At 71.0% G+C, this 14,532-nt stretch carries 16 protein-coding genes; 11 read left to right on the top strand and 5 right to left on the bottom strand.

The window, feature by feature from the left end; translation table 11 throughout:
• Positions 1-21: 21 nt before the first annotated feature.
• Together HDC37_RS13480 and HDC37_RS17565 are read left to right on the top strand one after the other, a co-directional pair.
• A complete protein-coding gene (locus tag HDC37_RS13480; RefSeq protein WP_308472217.1) occupies positions 22-2,202 on the top strand; it encodes a glycosyltransferase in 2,181 nt (726 codons plus the stop codon).
• Complete coding sequence (locus HDC37_RS17565) at positions 2,199-3,500, top strand: glycosyltransferase (protein WP_179560887.1); 1,302 nt, start codon at positions 2,199-2,201, stop codon at positions 3,498-3,500. Before HDC37_RS13480 ends, HDC37_RS17565 begins: the two co-directional genes overlap by 4 nt.
• Before the next feature lie 52 nt (positions 3,501-3,552).
• Here HDC37_RS17565 and HDC37_RS13490 read toward each other — a convergent pair whose 3' ends face one another.
• Positions 3,553-4,308 (bottom strand): hypothetical protein, encoded by a 756-nt coding sequence (locus HDC37_RS13490; RefSeq protein ID WP_179560888.1) that lies wholly within the window; start codon positions 4,306-4,308, stop codon positions 3,553-3,555.
• Positions 4,309-4,436: 128 nt separating this feature from the next.
• Here HDC37_RS13490 and HDC37_RS13495 point away from each other — a divergent pair, with 128 nt between their 5' ends.
• The 3 genes from HDC37_RS13495 to HDC37_RS13505 all read left to right on the top strand — a co-directional run bounded on the left by HDC37_RS13495 (position 4,437) and on the right by HDC37_RS13505 (position 6,176).
• Positions 4,437-5,399, top strand: coding sequence for a DNA-3-methyladenine glycosylase (locus HDC37_RS13495; protein ID WP_179560942.1), 963 nt, complete (start codon positions 4,437-4,439; stop codon positions 5,397-5,399).
• Between the two features lie 84 nt (positions 5,400-5,483).
• Positions 5,484-5,900: a VOC family protein gene (locus HDC37_RS13500; protein ID WP_179560889.1), complete on the top strand. Its 417-nt coding sequence runs from the start codon at positions 5,484-5,486 to the stop codon at positions 5,898-5,900.
• Between the two features lie 54 nt (positions 5,901-5,954).
• Complete coding sequence (locus HDC37_RS13505; protein ID WP_179560890.1) at positions 5,955-6,176, top strand: hypothetical protein; 222 nt, start codon at positions 5,955-5,957, stop codon at positions 6,174-6,176.
• Positions 6,177-6,183: 7 nt separating this feature from the next.
• Here the strand turns inward: HDC37_RS13505 and HDC37_RS13510 are convergent, their stop codons facing one another.
• Positions 6,184-8,298 carry an alpha/beta fold hydrolase gene (locus HDC37_RS13510; RefSeq protein WP_179560891.1) on the bottom strand — a complete coding sequence of 705 codons (2,115 nt, stop codon included), beginning with the start codon at positions 8,296-8,298 and terminating at the stop codon, positions 6,184-6,186.
• A gap of 77 nt (positions 8,299-8,375) precedes the next feature.
• On the opposite strand from HDC37_RS13510, the gene HDC37_RS13515 reads away from it, so the two are divergent.
• Both HDC37_RS13515 and HDC37_RS13520 read left to right on the top strand, forming a co-directional pair.
• Positions 8,376-9,122, top strand: a complete 747-nt coding sequence (locus HDC37_RS13515; protein WP_179560892.1) for an SDR family oxidoreductase — start codon at positions 8,376-8,378, stop codon at positions 9,120-9,122.
• 86 nt (positions 9,123-9,208) lie between these two features.
• Entirely contained in the window at positions 9,209-9,388 is a 180-nt protein-coding gene (locus HDC37_RS13520; RefSeq protein WP_218869744.1) for a DUF1918 domain-containing protein, read from the top strand.
• A gap of 44 nt (positions 9,389-9,432) precedes the next feature.
• Here the strand turns inward: HDC37_RS13520 and HDC37_RS13525 are convergent, their stop codons facing one another.
• Positions 9,433-10,266: an aldo/keto reductase gene (locus HDC37_RS13525; protein ID WP_179560893.1), complete on the bottom strand. Its 834-nt coding sequence runs from the start codon at positions 10,264-10,266 to the stop codon at positions 9,433-9,435.
• Positions 10,267-10,418: 152 nt separating this feature from the next.
• Between HDC37_RS13525 and HDC37_RS13530 the strand changes: the two genes are divergently transcribed.
• On the top strand, positions 10,419-10,784 hold the full coding sequence (locus HDC37_RS13530; protein WP_179560944.1) for a nuclear transport factor 2 family protein: 366 nt from the start codon (positions 10,419-10,421) through the stop codon (positions 10,782-10,784).
• A gap of 30 nt (positions 10,785-10,814) precedes the next feature.
• Here HDC37_RS13530 and HDC37_RS17285 read toward each other — a convergent pair whose 3' ends face one another.
• A complete protein-coding gene (locus HDC37_RS17285; RefSeq protein WP_257021481.1) occupies positions 10,815-11,099 on the bottom strand; it encodes a hypothetical protein in 285 nt (94 codons plus the stop codon).
• An 88-nt stretch (positions 11,100-11,187) separates the two neighbouring features.
• Entirely contained in the window at positions 11,188-11,841 is a 654-nt protein-coding gene (locus HDC37_RS13540) for a TetR/AcrR family transcriptional regulator (protein ID WP_179560894.1), read from the bottom strand.
• A gap of 126 nt (positions 11,842-11,967) precedes the next feature.
• Here HDC37_RS13540 and HDC37_RS13545 point away from each other — a divergent pair, with 126 nt between their 5' ends.
• Genes HDC37_RS13545 through HDC37_RS13555 form a run of 3 tightly spaced genes read left to right on the top strand, consistent with a single transcriptional unit; the run spans position 11,968 to position 14,352 of the window.
• Positions 11,968-13,407 carry an MFS transporter gene (locus tag HDC37_RS13545; protein WP_179560895.1) on the top strand — a complete coding sequence of 480 codons (1,440 nt, stop codon included), beginning with the start codon at positions 11,968-11,970 and terminating at the stop codon, positions 13,405-13,407.
• Between the two features lie 35 nt (positions 13,408-13,442).
• On the top strand, positions 13,443-14,147 hold the full coding sequence (locus HDC37_RS13550) for a DUF899 family protein (RefSeq protein ID WP_179560896.1): 705 nt from the start codon (positions 13,443-13,445) through the stop codon (positions 14,145-14,147).
• A 4-nt stretch (positions 14,148-14,151) separates the two neighbouring features.
• Entirely contained in the window at positions 14,152-14,352 is a 201-nt protein-coding gene (locus tag HDC37_RS13555; RefSeq protein ID WP_218869745.1) for a hypothetical protein, read from the top strand.
• The last annotated feature ends 180 nt before the right edge of the window (positions 14,353-14,532 follow it).

Raw genomic sequence — 14,532 nt, forward strand, 5'->3', positions numbered from 1 at the left:
CGTCCGATCGCCGATCGGGCGGTGACCGCTTCGGAGGCAGTGATGGGCATCCAGACGGCGATGGACCGCATCATCGAAGCGCCCACGATCGTGCAGGCGATGCAGGCCGCCGATGACGTCGCCTTCGAGGCGGGGCGCGACCCGGGGGTTCGGACCCTCCGCGTGCTGTCGGCTGCGCTCGTGGGTGCCGACGACATCGCGGCGATCGCCGCCGTGCACGCCCTCGCCGAGATGAACGATGAAGCGGCCGGCGCACTGCTCGTCACCCTCCTCGACGACGAACGCCGCTTCATCGTCGAGCACGCGGCCTGGGCCCTCGGGCGTCGCCCCGCCCGCGCCGCCGCGATCGCGCCCCTCATCTCGCTGGTCATCGCCGGCGGCTTCATCGGCATGCTCGCCCAGCACACGCTGGAGAAATGGGCCGCCGGGAGCGGCGAACTCCTCGCCGTCGCCCTGCTGAGCGCCGCCACCGGCGAGGTGGGCGTCGAGTCGCGCGTGCGCCTCGCCGAGACGCTCGGTCTGGTGCGCCATCCGCTCACCACCGCGCCGCTGTGCGCCCTGGCCTCGGACACGACTGCTCCCCCCGCCGTCCGCGAAGCGGCGGTCGCCGCGCTCGGACAGCGCGCGGATGCAGACATCATCGCCCACCTCGAAGACCTCGTCGCCGAAGGAGGCCTCATCGGCGACCTCGCGCGCCTCGCTCTCATCGACGCCGACCCGCCGCGCACCCGCACATCGGCCGACGACGCCGGCGGCGACGGCGGCCTGACCGTCGCGCAGCTCTTCCTCCACGCCGACATCGATCCCGCCCTCTCGGCGTCCGGCGCCGGTGACAACGGCGGCATCGCGACCCTGCTCGTCCGACTCGGCGACGCCCTCATCTTCGACAGCTCGGTCGTCGACCGCGTGCTCACCCTCTCGCGCGGGACGGTCGCCCAGGCAGGACCCGACCTGCTGCAGATGGCCGGCGGCGAGCGCGGCCATCTTTACGGGCACGTGCCGCTGACGAGCGTTCCGGCTTCGTCGGCAACCGCCTGGCACCTGCGCGTGACGGTGCGCCGAGGCATCCGTCGTCTTCTGCGCGCCGCGGGGCGCGTCGACGTGCTGCACCTGAGGATGGCGGATGTCGGCAGCCTCGCCGCCGCCGATGTGGCGCGCGAGCTCGGGATCCCGACGGTGTTCACCGTCGCACCCGATCCGCACAGTGTGATCGCCTCGCTCGAGAGGTCGGGACGGCTGTCGCGGGAGGACTTCGGCGAGGTCGACCGCACGGAGCACTTCTGGTTCCGCAGCCACCTCGTCCAGAGCCTTGCGGCCTCGGCCGCCCACTCGGTGTTCTTCCCCCGCCCCGAGCTCGAACGCGACATGCGCGCCCTCATCGGCATCGACCTCACCTCTCACCCCGAACGCCACACCGTCGTCGCCGAGGGCGTAGACCTCGCGATCGTCGACAACGCCCTCTCACGCGCCGTCGCGGTCGCCGCCGGCACCGAGCCCGAGGGCCCGATCGCCGAGCTCGCCGAGCTCATCGGCGGCCTCGCTCCCCATCGCCGCGGACTGCCGCTGCTGGTCACGGTCGGACGCATGCACCGCATCAAAGGGATGGCCGCGCTCGTCGAGGCGTGGGCCGGCAGCGACCTGTCAGACCGCGCGAACCTGCTCGTCGTCGGCGGCGACCTCGCCCACCCGTCGAGCGACGAACAGCACCAGCTCGACCTCATCGACGGCTCGGTCCCGCCCGCCGACCGTGCCGAGCGAGGCCTCGTCATCGCAGGGCACCGCTCGAACGGCATCGCGGCTTCCTGGCTCGCCGCCGCCCGGTTCGGCATCCCCGGCGTCGTCGCCTCGGGCGGCGCGTACGTCTGCGCGAGCGTGAAGGAGGAGTTCGGTCTGGCGATCCTCGAGGCGATGGCCACGGGGCTCGTCGTCGTCGCCCCCGACAGCGGAGGACCTGCGACCTACGTCGACGACGGCGACACCGGGTTCCTCACCGACACCGCAGACCCGGCGGCCCTCGTCTCCGCGATCGGCCGAGCTCTCGATGCCGCCGCCGACGGCGACCCGCGCCGCGCCGAGCGCTCACGCACTCTCGTGGCCGAGCGCTTCACGATCCAGGGCATGGCTGCCACCCTCACCCCGATGTACCAGAACGTCGCCCAGCACGAGGCGGAGCTCCGCCGCACCGCGGGACTCCTGACGTGACGCTCCTCGTCATCAGCCCCGACTACGCCTCGCACCTCCTCCCCCTCGCGGCCCTCGCCACGGCCTGGCAGGGCGCCGGAGACGATGTCGTCGTCGCCACAGGCGCCGCGACGGCTCCGATCGTGGCGGAATTCGGCTATCGCCGAACCGACCTTCCCCTTGGCCGCGGAGCGAACGCCCGCGTCATCCGATCGTCGGAACAGGATGCCGCGGAAGCGGCGTCTCTGGAGGGATTCTTCGCCGCGACCCGGCGAGGCATGGTGCCGACGCTGGCGTACCAGGCGCGTGAGCGCCTGACCGACCTGATGTGGCAGCCGGTCGAGCGCGCCCGCGCCACGCTCGCCGTGATCGACGAGGTGCGCCCCGACGCGATCCTCGTCGACCACCTCGCCTTCAGCGCGCGACTGGCGCTGCACACCGCCGGCATCTCCTACGGCGACGTCGTGCTGGGGCACCCGAGCGCGCTGCCGGTGCCGGGCGAGGTGTACGGCTTCCCGCCGTCGTGGCCGACGGCGCTGCGGCCCGATCCCGTCGAGCTCGCCGAGCTGCGACGGCTCTGCGACGAGGTCGCCCGCCGCTTCACCGACCAGTGGAACACCACCGCTCTGACACTGGACCCGGGTGCCCGGACGGTCGACGACGCCTTCATGGTGCACGGCGACACCACGCTGTTCAACTACCCCGCCGAGCTCGCGGCCGGGGACGGACGGATGCTGCCGGCCCACCGCTTCCTCGGATCCACCCCGCGCGAGGAACCCGCCGCGTCCGAGGTGGATGCGTGGATCGCGCGTGGGGAGCCGTTCGTCTACGTCAGCCTCGGCAGCTTCCTCTCGGTGCGCGACGACGTGCTGGCGCGGATCGCCGAGGCGCTGCGCCGCGCGGGCCTGCGCGCGGCGGTCGCGACAGGCACGACGCCGGTCGAGGCGCTCGGCGATGTGCCCGCCGGATGGCTGGTCGCCGACTACCTGCCGCAGGTGCGCCTGCTCGGCGCGGCCGCTGCAGCTGTCACCCACGGCGGCAACAACTCCGTCACCGAGGCCGTCGGCCAGGGGGTGCCCCTCGTCGTGCTCCCGTTCTCCACCGATCAGTTCGCCGGCGCGGCCGCCATCGAGCGCACCGGAACCGGCCGCGCCCTCGACCCCAATCTCGACGACGTCGATGCCCTCACCGAGGCGCTCCGCGAGGTCGCGGACCCGGCGTTCGCGGGTCGGGGGCTCCTGCGTCGCGTGGCGGAGGCCCAGCGCGAGCGGCCGGGACCGCGGATCGCTCACGAGACCCTCGCGCGGGGAGTCAGCTGACGGCGTGGGTGCTCAGCTGACGGCGTCGGTGCTCAGCTGACGGCGTCCGTGCTCAGCTGACGGCGTCCGGCACGGCGCCGGATCCGCCGTCGAGTTCGGCGATCATCGCGGCATCCAGATCCTCGTACCCGAACACCAGTGCGGCCATCCGTTCGGGATCGTGCGCGGCGTCGCGATAGCGCGCCATGCGCGCCTCGTTGGCGTCGTATGCCGTGCCGGCGCGCGACTCCCCCACGTGATGCAGGGCGAATACCCGGCCACGGTGACGGCGCGGGGGCGCACCGAGGAGCGTCGTGTGCGCGAGGTACCACGCAGCATCCTCGAATCCCCAGCCGCGGAAGCCCTCATCCTGGCCCCCGTGCGCCGCCCAGGTCCTCGGCGTCGCGACGTAGATGCCCGAGCAGGCGCCGTCGACGAACTGCTCGACGGCGCACCGTTCGAGCGGCACGCCCGCGGCGTAGTCGGCGGAGCCCGTGCGGCCGAGCCAGCGGTACTCGTCGTAGGGCAGGTGCACCAGATCACTCGTCGCCGCCGCGCGGATCGCAGCGAGAAGAGGCTCGCGTTCGGGGATCGTGTCGGCGTCGCTGATGATGACGACCTCGTCGACCTGGGCATCGCGCATCGCGGCGTTGCGGCAGGCCGCCAGCACGAAGGGATCATCGCCGGTGTCGACCGTCAGGATCGGCACCCCGGGGAGATTCTGCTGATACCAGGCCACGACGCGATCGAAAGCGTCCAGGCGCGACGGCGCCGGGCGCCAGGGGATGACGATCCGCACCGCGGGTACGACGGGAGTGATCACTGACACCTACCTTTCCTCGGGCGAGCCTAAAGGACGCCGGGCCCCTCTCGGACACGGGGACGGATGTCGGTGGACGCGCTTACCGTGGAGGGGTGACCTCGCCTGTTCCGCCCCGGCTTCCGCGGCGGTCGGGCATGCGGTTGCCGCCCCATTCCCCGCTGTCGCCGGGCAGCCCGCCAAGCGGCCCGCCCCTGGAGACCGAGTACCGTCCGAGGCACCCGCTCGACCTGCGGCGGGCGCTTCTCTTCCAACGCCGGGGCTACGGCGATCCGACTCACCTCGATGACGGTCCGGTGATCTGGCGGGCGTGCCGAACGCCCGAGGGGGTGGCGACGATCGCGATCCGCGGGGCCGGCGGTGCCGTGCGCGGGGCGGCCTGGGGGCCGGGCGCGGCCTGGGCGATCTCCCAGTTGCCGGCGCTCTGTGGCAGGGACGACGACCTCGACGGGTTCGATGCGTCGCATCATCCGCTCATCGCCGAGACCCATCGACGCAATCCGGGCCTCCGGCTCGGCCGCACCGATCTCGTCTTCGATGCGCTGGCGGGCGCGATCATCGAGCAGAAGGTCACCGGAAAGCAGGCTTTCGCCGCCTGGCGGCGGATCGTCCGCGGATTCGGGGAGCGCGCTCCCGGACCGACGCCCGTGCCTCTGTACGCGCCCCCGTCCGTCGACGGGTGGCGGTACGTGCCGTCGTGGGCGTGGCATCGCGCCGGGCTTGAGCCGCCGCAGGCGCGCACCCTCGTCGCCGCCGCGCGCCGAGGGGCGCAGATCGAGCGCGCGACCCACGCCGCCGCGACCGGCGACGACCGCGACCGGGTGCTGACGAGCCTGCCCGGGGTCGGGTTGTGGACCGCCGCCGAGACGCGGATCCGCGCCTTCGGCGACCCCGATGCCGTGAGCGTCGGCGACTACCACGTCGCCCACGAGGTCGGGTTCGCCCTGACCGGTGCGCGGACCGATGACGACGGGATGCTGGAGCTCCTGGCCCCCTGGAAGGGCCACCGTCAGCGCGTCATCCGCCTCATCGGCTTGAGCGGGGTACGGGAGCAACGCCGTGGCCCCCGGGTGCACCCGGAAGACCACCGCGACCGCTGAGCCGGCGATGTCGGAGGCGCCGGGCACACTGTCGACGAAGAGGCTCCGGGGGGTCTGGGGCTTCGAACCGACGGAGGATCAACGATGACCACCCTCAATCCCTACCTGCAATTCCGCGGCAACGCCCGGGAGGCGATCGAGTTCTACCACCGGGTCTTCGGGGGTGACCTGTCGATCGACACCTTCGGTCAGTGGGAGGGCATGGTGCAAGATCCGGCCGAGGCAGACCTGGTCATGCACTCGCAGCTGCGAACACCCGACGGCCTGGTTCTCATGGCATCCGACACTCCGAGCAGCATGCCCTACCGCGAGCCGGCCGGGATCGCCGTGTCGGTGAGCGGCAGCGACGAGGCGCGGCTGCAGGCCTACTGGGACGCGCTAGGCCACGGCGGCACTGTGACGATGCCATTCGACACCCCGCCGTGGGGTGGCCGGTTCGGCATGCTCACCGACCGGTTCGGGATCGACTGGATGCTGTCGTGGGGGCCTGACGAGGAGTGAGCGCCCCCGACCTGCCGCGCGTGGGAGGCAGGGTGCGGCCAATAAGCTGAGCACATGGCTTCTCGCACCGGCTGGCCCCGCGGCCGCACGAACTGGGTGATCGGCAGCGTCCTCATCGTCGCCGGCGGCGCGCTGTTCGGCCTCATCTTCGGGTCGGTCGGACTCGGCCTCGCGATCGCGGGCGCCGTGTCGATCGGTTGGCTCATCGCCTACGAATCCTGGCGCGGACAGAAGGTCGGGCTGAACGACCCCGACGACGACGGCGCGCGCCTGTAGCGACGGGTCAGCCGAGGACGGCCGGGGGCGCAGCCTCTTCGCCGAGCACGTGCTCGGCGAGGAACGCGAACACCGTCTCGTACCAGACCACGGCGTGCTGGGGTTTGAGTACCCAGTGGTTCTCGTCGGGGAAGTACAGGAAACGGTGCGGCATCCGTCCGTCCGCGTCGGCATGGTGCTCGGCGAGGTCCGACCACAGCCGCAGCCCCTCGCCGATCGGCACCCGGTAGTCGCGGTCGCCGTGCACGACGAGCACCGGGGTGCGGATGTCGGCGACGAACCGGTGCGGTGAGTGCTCGATCATCGCCTCGGGCGTGAAGATGCGCTGCCAGTAGTCGGAGCTGTCGGTGGTGCCGGCGAACTGGTCGAGCGCCCACAGGCTTGCGTGCGTGACGATCGCGCGGAACCGATCGGTGTGACCGGCGACCCAGTTGGCCATGTATCCGCCGAACGAGCCGCCCATCGCGGCCGTGCGGGTCTCATCGATGTCGCCGCGGGCGACCGCGGCGTCGGTGATCGCCATGAGGTCGGTATAGGGCTTCCCGCCCCAGCTGTTCCAGCCGCGGGCGATGAAGTCCAGCCCATAGCCCGTGGACAGCGCCGGGTCGGGAAGCAGCACGGCGTACCCGCGTGCCGCGGCCAGGAGCGGCGCCCACCGCCAGCTCCACGCGTTCCAGCTGTTCAACGGCCCACCGTGGATCCACAGCAGGAGGGGGGCGGGGGCGTCCGGCGACGCGCCCTCGGGCAGGACCAGCCAGGAGCGTACCCGCGCACCGTCGTCGGCGGTCGTCTCGACCTCGGCGATCCGGGCCGGCGCGGCCGGCGCAGGGGCGGGGGTGGCGAGGGGTGCCACCTCGCCCGACGGGTCGATCCGCACCGGGTGCGGCGGCACGAGCCACGACGAGCGCAGCGCGACGAGACCATCGCCCGAGTGATCGACGCGCACGTGGGAGTAGGTGAAGTCGTCCGAGACGATCGGGCTGACCCCGCCGCCCGCTTCCCCCAGCGGGACCCGGAAGATCGGTCCGCGACCGTTGTCGTCGGCGGTGACGATCAGTGCGTCATCCGTCGCGGCGAATGCGATCGACGATGGCCACCGGTCCCAGTCAGCGGCGACCCGCCGCGCGTCGGATCCGTCGAGCCGCGACACCCAGAGCTCTTGGTCGGTGGGCCCCTCGGGAGTGGTCACCGCGGTGCGCAGAAAGGCCAGGCGCATGCCGTCCTGGCTGATCGCGGGCATCTCGATGTCGAAGCCGTCCTCGTCGCGCAGCACGGTGTGCGCACCCGTGGCGACATCGACGCTCACCAGGATGCGCCGCCCGCCGCGCGCCTCAGGACGGTCGAGCGATACGACCAGAGTGCTGCCGTCGGGGCTCAACGCAGCCTCGGCGTGCCGCAGCGCCCGGCCCGGCTCGGGCAACAGGTCGGTCGGGCGCGGGAGGGTCGTCGGGTAGGGGGTCGGCTCCGCCTCGGCCGCGGCGACGTGCGCCACAGCCTCCGCTTCCTCGGTGGCGCTGTCTTCGACGGCGGCTGCGAGGGTGTCGGCCAAGCCCTCGAGATCGACGGCGAGCAGGTGGGGCTCCGCAGGGCCGAGGTCGTGATCCCAGAACCGCACCGGGTAGGTGTCGTGAAGGATCGCCGACACCTTCTTCTTCGTCCGCGCCGCACGACGTGCGGCATCGTCTTCGATCGAGGTGGCCGAGCGCAGCAGCGGCGCCGACACGATGACGCGGCCCGTCCGCTCCGCGGTCGCGGCGATGCCGCTCACCCCGCCGGCGAGGCGGGTGACCGGGCGGGCCTCGCCGCCCTGCGCGGGAAGGAGCCACAGCTGGCCGGGCTCGTCGTCGACATCCGATTCGATGTCGTCTCGCGCCGAGACGAACAGGATGTCACCGGTCGGCGTGAACGCGGCACCGCTCTCGCCCTTCGCCGATCGGGTGAGTCGCCGCGGCGCTCCCTCGCCCCGGGTGGGCACGGCCCACAGCGACCGCTCGTAGCCGGTGGCATCCTTCTTCAGCGCTGCGACCGTGAGCACGGCCGTGGCGCCGTCGGGCGAAAGTGCCAGACCCTCCACGCGGGGAAGGGCGATGAAGTCGTCGAGCGCGTCGAAGGGGGTGGGCATTCCCCCACGCTAACCGAGGCCCGTGCTGCGGAGCCCGACCGGGGTACGGCATGCTGTGGACGAGGAGAGGGGGGCCGATGAAGATCGCCGTGGTCGGAGGAACGGGAACCGTGGGCGCGCACACCGTGGGCGCCCTTCGCGAGAGGGGGCACGACGCCGTCGCGCTCAGTCGAGCCAACGGCGCGGATGTCGCGAAAGGCGAGGGGCTGGATGCCGCGATCGACGGCGTCGAGGCGATCATCGACACCACGAACCTTTCCACGCTCTCGGCCAACGCCTCGGTCGCATTCTTCGAGGCCGGTACCCGTCACCTTCTCGCCGCGGCCGAGCGCGCCGGGGTGTCGCACCTCGTGACCCTCTCCATCGTCGGTGTCGACCGCATGCCGTACGACTACTACGCGGGCAAGATGGCCCAGGAGCGCCTCGTCGCCGCCGGTGCCGTGCCCTGGAGCATCGTCCGCGCGACGCAGTTCCATGAGTTCGCCGCGCAGATCTACCGGCAGGCGGGGTTCGGGCCCATCCACCTGGCCCCGCGGGCGCGCCTGCAGCCGGTCGCCGCGGCCGAGGTCGGCGGCTACCTCGCCGAGGTCGCGGTCGGCGCCCCGCAGGGGCGGGCCCGGGAGATCGCCGGCCCTCTGGAAGAAGCCCTCGACCAGATGGTGCGCGACTACGCCGCCACCCTCGGCGAGAGGGTGTGGACGCCGTCGGTGAGCCTGCCGGGCAAGCAGATGAAGGCCCTCCGGAGCGGCCTCGGCCTCCCCTCGGGCGAGCCGCGCCGCGGCTCTCAGACCTACGCGGAGTGGCTCTCGTCTCGCCGGGCGTGAGCCGGTCAGCGGGAGGCTCCGCGAGGTCCTGTCGTTCTGGTGCGGCCGCAGAAGCAGTCGTATCGTTGCAGCAGGAGGTGATGGTCATGGCTGAGATAGGCGATCGCGTCATCATCCACGGCAGAACGGTGGGCGCGGCGGAGCGAACCGGCGTCGTGACCGGCGTCCGCGGTCACGCCGACGAACCGCTCCTGGTCGTCCGCTTCGATGACGGCCACGAATCGATACTTTCGCCGGGGAGCGACTGCGTCATCGTCCCGCACTGAGCGCGGGAACCGGGTGCGTGCGGCCTGGCTCCGACCCGAGAGCCCTACATCTCCTCGTGCGTGAGCGGGTCGCCGTCCCACAGCCGGCCCCGCTCGAGCCGCGAGATGTCGGCGACCTCATCGGCGGTGAGGGAGAAGTCGAAGATGTCGGCGTTCTCGCGCTGACGGTCGGGATCGGCCGACTTCGGGATCGCGGTGCTGCCGAGTTCGACGTGCCACCGCAGAACGATCTGCGTCGGGGTCTTGCCGTGCGCCTCGGCAAGGCGCACGATCACCCGCTCAGTGAGGAGTTCACTGCGGCGCGCGAGCGGACTCCAGCTCTCGGTGCGGATGCCGAGGCCGTCGTGGAAGGCGCGGAGTCTCTCCTGCGGGAAGTAGGGGTGCAGTTCCACCTGGTTGACGGCGGGAACGACCCCGGTGGCATCGACGAGTTCGGTGAGCATCTCTTCGGTGAAGTTCGACACCCCGATCGAGCCGACGAGGCCCACCTCTCGCGCCTCGATCATGCCGCGCCAGGTGTCGACGTACTTCCCCACGCTGGGGTTCGGCCAGTGGATGAGGTGCAGGTCGATGCGCTCGAGCCCGAGCCGGTCGAGCGAGTCGCGGATGCTCTGCACGGCTTCCGCGCGGCCGTGCTCACGCCCGGGGATCTTCGACGCCACCAGGATCTCGTCGCGAGCGACGGATGACCGCCGAACGGCCTCGCCGACCTCGCGTTCGTTCTCGTAGTTCACCGCGGAGTCGAGCAGCCGGTAGCCGGCCTCGAGCGCCGCGACGATCGCGTCCGCGCCCTCCGCTCCGCGCAGGTTGTAGGTGCCGAGACCCACCTGGGGAAAGGAAGCACCATCATTCAGGGTCACCGTGGGAATGGAGATCATGCCCCTATTGTGGCCGCGGCGCAGCATCCGACCCCCGCTCTTGACGCGGCGCACCCGCGCCACCGTTCTCGGAGGGCGATAGCTTCGGAGGGGGTGAGCACTCGAGGAGGAGACCCACGCCCGACGAACCGCTACGACCGCAGACCCCGGCTCTGCTCGACGCCGTCAACGCGCTCGATCTCGACGCGCTTCGCGCGATGGTCGACGATGAGTACGGCATCGTCGACGTCGATCCGCGGGGTCGCTCGATCATCATCGAGACGAAGGACGAGTGGGATGCCTACATGACGACGAACTTCGCGGCCATGCGGGCCGCGGGCGCCGTGCTGTCGTCCTGGATCACGGGCTACCACGGTGAGGAGGCCGGGGATCTGGGCTATTCGGTGGTCGGGTTCGTCCAGCGGGTGAAGATCGGCGAGACCGTGATGGAGAACCCGTGCGTGGCCACCATCGTGTGGAAGCGGACCGCAGAAGGCTGGAAAGAGGCCCGCTGGCACTGCTCTCCCGCACCGGCCTGACCCGCGGCCCGCGCGCCCGGCGGCGATGATCTACAGGTCTTCGGGCGCCAGGTCGCCCTGTCCCTCTTCGCCGAGTTCGGCGGCGACGGGGTCCTCCCCCTGAGTCTCGGGCTGGAGAACCTCGTCGGGGTAGGCCTCCTCCGGACCGTCGGCGGCGAGGGTGTCGGCGTCGGGGAGGCGCCCCTCGAACTCCAGCTGGGCGAGGTCGTCCTCGCCCCCGACCGTGGTGTCGGCCACGCCGGGGCTCGTCTCGCCGACGACCTCGAGGCCTGCCTGGTCGTCGCGGTCGGGGGTGGTTTCGCTGAAGCCGCTCATGGGGTCCTTCTCTCCTCGGTGGTGGACACCCGAGTACACCGCGGATCGACGCGTCTCTGCACCGGGGTGACGACGAGCCCGCCCTCGCCTATGCTTCGCCGGGCGATGCGGTCGTGCCGCGCACACCGACGATCGCCGAGTCGACGACACTCGCGGCGAGGGCGTCCACGAGTTCACGCGGCTGCCAGCGCACGGGGCCGTGCACGGCGATGTCGGCGAAGCCGTGCACCGCCGACCAGCACGGCCATTCGGCCGAGGAGCGGCGCTCGGGGGCGAGCGCACCGGCATCCACCATCTCATCGAGCACGTCCATCAGGAGCCGGAAAGGCGCGACGATCTCGTCGTCGAGCGTGACGATCCCCTCACTTGCTCGCGTGTCCTGCGTGAAGAAGGCGGTCTCGAACCACCCGCGCTCATCGACGGCGAACGCGATGTAGGCCAGACCCACACGACGGAGTCGCTCGATGGATGCCGCGGCGCGGCCGAGTCCGGGCGGAGTGGCGGCGACACGCTCCGCGATCGCCTCTGCCAGGAGTCGCTGCGCGTGCCCGGCGACCGCTCGCACCAGGTGGTCGCGGTCGGCGAAATGCCGATACGCGGCATTGGGCGAGACACCGACAGCGCGCGTGATCTCCCGGAGCGAGACGGCGCCCGGTCCGCCTTCCCGCGCCCTGGCGAGCCCCTCCTGCACCAGCGCCTGTCGGAGGTCGCCGTGATGATACGTGCGTGCGGAATCGGCCATTGCCTCCTCCGCTCCGGGTGTGTAGATTGGCGCCACCGCCGATGTTCACGGTGTGAACATAAGTCTACCGCAGCGGGCGGTGAAGGCGGCCCCAGCGCAACGGCACGAGCACGACGGGAACGAACGATGACGACGCAGACCACGGCTGCCGCGGCGTACGCCCCTGGTCCGCGGACGGTCCGCGCGTTCTATCAGGTGCTCGTCAACACCGCCGTCGCCAACGTGACGTCGAGCTACCTGTGGTGGGCGCTGACCTTCTGGGCCTACCTCGAGACGCGGTCGGTGCTGGCGACCTCCATCATCGGCGGGTCGTACATGCTCCTCGTCGCGCTTCTCGGCGTCGTCTTCGGTGTCCTCGTCGATCGCATGAAAAAGAAGGTCGTCATGCTGCTCTCGAGCACCGTGACGCTGGTGACCTACCTCCTGGCCGGGGCGCTGTACCTCTCGTTCCCCGAGAGCGTGCTGGTCGACTGGGGCGGACCATGGTTCTGGTTGTTCGCCGGAGTCATCCTCATCGGCGGCGTGGTCGAGAACCTCCGCAACATCGCTCTGTCGACCACCGTCACGCTATTGGTCCCCGCCGACCGGCGCGACCGTGCCAACGGCCTGGTGGGGGCCGTCCACGGCATCGCCTTCATGGTCACGAGCGTGTTCTCCGGCCTCTCCGTCGGGCTCCTCGGGATGGGGTGGACCGTCGTCATCGCGATCGCCGCGACCGCGGTGGCGTTGACCCACCTGCTCTTCGTTCCGATACCCGAACGCGGCGTCGTGCACGTCGAGGGGGTCGTACCGCAGACAGGCTTCCGCGGCGTCATCCCTGCAGTCATCGTGGTTCCTGGGCTCCTCGCCCTCATCCTGTTCACGACCTTCAACAACCTCGTCGGCGGCGTGTTCATGGCGCTCATGGACCCCTACGGCCTGGAGCTGTTCTCGGTCGAGCTCTGGGGCATCATCCTCGGCATCACGAGCTTCGGCTTCATCATCGGCGGCGGTCTCGTCGCGAAGTTCGGGCTGGGAAAGAACCCGGTGCGGACGCTGCTGATCATCAACGTCGCCATCGCCCTGCTCGGAATGACCTTCGCCATCCGCGAATGGTGGTGGCTGTATGCGCTCGGGCTGCTGATCTTCATGTGCCTGATGCCGATCGCCGAGGCGTCGGAGCAGACGATCATCCAGCGGGTCGTGCCCTTCGCGACGCAGGGGCGCGTGTTCGGCTTCGCCGCCAGTGTCGAGTCGGCCGCAGCTCCGGTTTCCGCATTCATCGTCGGACCCCTTGCACAGTTCTGGCTGATCCCCTTCATGAACTCCGAGGCGGGCCAGTCCTCCCTCGGCTGGCTGCTCGGACCGGGCGAGGCGCGCGGCATCGCCCTGGTCTTCGTCGCCGCGAGTGCGATCCTGCTCATCGTCGTGCTGCTGGCGTTCGTCTCGGCACCGTACCGTCGGCTGTCGCGAGCGTATGCCACGGCGCCGCCGTCTCTCACGACCGAGCCGGACGGAGAGTCGGAGACCGAACCGTCCGAGGCGGTCGGCGAAGCCGGCCAAGACCTGCGCTCGGCGGTGCGCTGACGCGCGGCATCCGTCCATCGTCGAGAGGAATCACCATGACCACCACGACAACCGCCCGTCCTCCGGTCGTCACCGAGGACGAGTGGCGCCGCGAGCTCGCCGCACTCCGCGTTCGCGAGAAGGCCGCCACCCGTGAGCTCGACGCGATCGCCGCGCAACGGCGGAGACTTCCGATGGTGGAGCTTCCCGAGTATGTCCTCGACGGCCCCTCCGGACCGGTGCGACTCGTCGACATCTTCGCGGGCAGGTCGCAGCTGATCACTTACCACCACATGTGGGACCCGGGAGCCGAGTGGCAATGCGGGGGCTGCACGTCGTTCACTTCGCAGTTCACCCGGCTGGGGTTCCTCGACCACTACGACGCTCAGTTCGTCGTCGTCACACAGGGTGCGATCGATGAGGCGCTCGCCTACGGCGAGAAGGTCGGCAACCGGATGGACTGGTACTCGACCGCGAACAGTCCGTTCGGGGCCGATATGGATGCCCCGGCAGGGGGCGGGTTCGCCGTGAACGTGCTCCTCCGCGACGGCGACACCGTCTACCGGACGTGGCACACCAACGGACGAGGCACCGAGCAGCTCAGCCACACGTTCGCCCTCGTCGATCTGCTGCCCTGGGGACGTCAGGAGGACTGGCAGGACTCCCCCGAAGGATGGCCGCAGGAGCCGACCTACTCACGCTGGGTCGGCCCCGACGAGATCGCCGCGCGGTACGGAGCAGGCTCCGTCCATAGGGACTGAGGGCGTGACGAGTGCCGAGCCCGGTGGCCTCCCGGCGGGTATCGGGAAGCCCGCGCGACGCGCCCTCGAGGGCGCCGGGATTCGCACCCTGGTGGAGCTCGCGGGCCGACCCCGCAACGAGATCGCCGCCCTGCACGGCGTCGGACCTGCGGCCCTCCGCGCGCTTGACGCCGCTCTCACTGAGGCGGGACTGCGGGCGGGATGATGTAGGGCCGGCCGTGGCCCGTGCCATCTCGAGATCTTCGCGAGTCAGGGTGGTTCGACCTGTGGTTGAGGGTTTCGGGTGTGGATGTCGGAGGGTGGTGGGATGCTTCATACATGCGTTCGAACCCGCGGCTCACTCTCCTCAGCGACGAGGACCGGTCCGAGCTGACCGGGATCCTTG

Origin of the sequence: Microbacterium sp. AK009, from assembly GCF_013410955.1 — a bacterium.
In the GTDB taxonomy this organism is placed as follows: Bacteria; Actinomycetota; Actinomycetes; order Actinomycetales; family Microbacteriaceae; genus Microbacterium.

Excerpts from the sequence above, each read along its gene's own strand:
- HDC37_RS13525 (WP_179560893.1), bottom strand. The coding sequence starts at position 10,266 with ATGATCTCCATTCCCACGGTGACCCTGAATGATGGTGCTTCCTTTCCC.
- HDC37_RS13550 (WP_179560896.1), top strand. The coding sequence starts at position 13,443 with ATGACCACCACGACAACCGCCCGTCCTCCGGTCGTCACCGAGGACGAG.
- HDC37_RS13495 (WP_179560942.1), top strand. The coding sequence starts at position 4,437 with ATGCGGTTGCCGCCCCATTCCCCGCTGTCGCCGGGCAGCCCGCCAAGC.
- HDC37_RS17285 (WP_257021481.1), bottom strand. The coding sequence starts at position 11,099 with ATGAGCGGCTTCAGCGAAACCACCCCCGACCGCGACGACCAGGCAGGC.
- HDC37_RS13545 (WP_179560895.1), top strand. The coding sequence starts at position 11,968 with ATGACGACGCAGACCACGGCTGCCGCGGCGTACGCCCCTGGTCCGCGG.
- HDC37_RS13540 (WP_179560894.1), bottom strand. The coding sequence starts at position 11,841 with ATGGCCGATTCCGCACGCACGTATCATCACGGCGACCTCCGACAGGCG.
- HDC37_RS13510 (WP_179560891.1), bottom strand. The coding sequence starts at position 8,298 with ATGCCCACCCCCTTCGACGCGCTCGACGACTTCATCGCCCTTCCCCGC.
- HDC37_RS13505 (WP_179560890.1), top strand. The coding sequence starts at position 5,955 with ATGGCTTCTCGCACCGGCTGGCCCCGCGGCCGCACGAACTGGGTGATC.
- HDC37_RS13500 (WP_179560889.1), top strand. The coding sequence starts at position 5,484 with ATGACCACCCTCAATCCCTACCTGCAATTCCGCGGCAACGCCCGGGAG.
- HDC37_RS13520 (WP_218869744.1), top strand. The coding sequence starts at position 9,209 with ATGGCTGAGATAGGCGATCGCGTCATCATCCACGGCAGAACGGTGGGC.
- HDC37_RS13515 (WP_179560892.1), top strand. The coding sequence starts at position 8,376 with ATGAAGATCGCCGTGGTCGGAGGAACGGGAACCGTGGGCGCGCACACC.